The sequence below is a fragment of the Terrabacter sp. 01T434 genome, from assembly GCF_056398545.1.
The window spans coordinates 1-364 of record NZ_JBFTPP010000045.1; the positions used below are offsets into that span (position 1 = coordinate 1).

1 protein-coding gene is annotated in these 364 nt (G+C 35.4%); it reads right to left on the reverse strand.

What is annotated here, in order from left to right:
- The coding region (locus AC1DIW_RS21925) for a hypothetical protein (RefSeq protein WP_478110937.1) at window positions 1–180 on the reverse strand (180 nt) is incomplete at its 3' end.
- Window positions 181–364: the final 184 nt, after the last annotated feature.

Below are 364 nucleotides of genomic sequence, written 5' to 3' on the forward strand. Positions count from 1 at the left end.
TAAACGACCGGAACAATCTTCCATTCTTTCGAAATAACGATAAAACTCTTTTTCCTGTTCATATAAAACAGAAACAAGATCTGTTTCTTTTCTGTGATGATCCCATATTTGATCTTTATCAGATCGATCCGCCAAGTTTTCGTACTTGACTTTATTATTTTTATTACCTACATTATCCATGAAAACGTGATCCTCTTGTTATTTTTTGCGACCTAGACAATTGCAAACTTAACAAGAGGATTTTTTTTGTCAATAGATACCCGATCTTACAAATTTCTTTCACACTCCAAAACCCACTCCAAGCCTACTGCCACAAGGCTTCGAGCCACTTTTTGAAATCCACGTTATCCCTCAAGTATCAAGA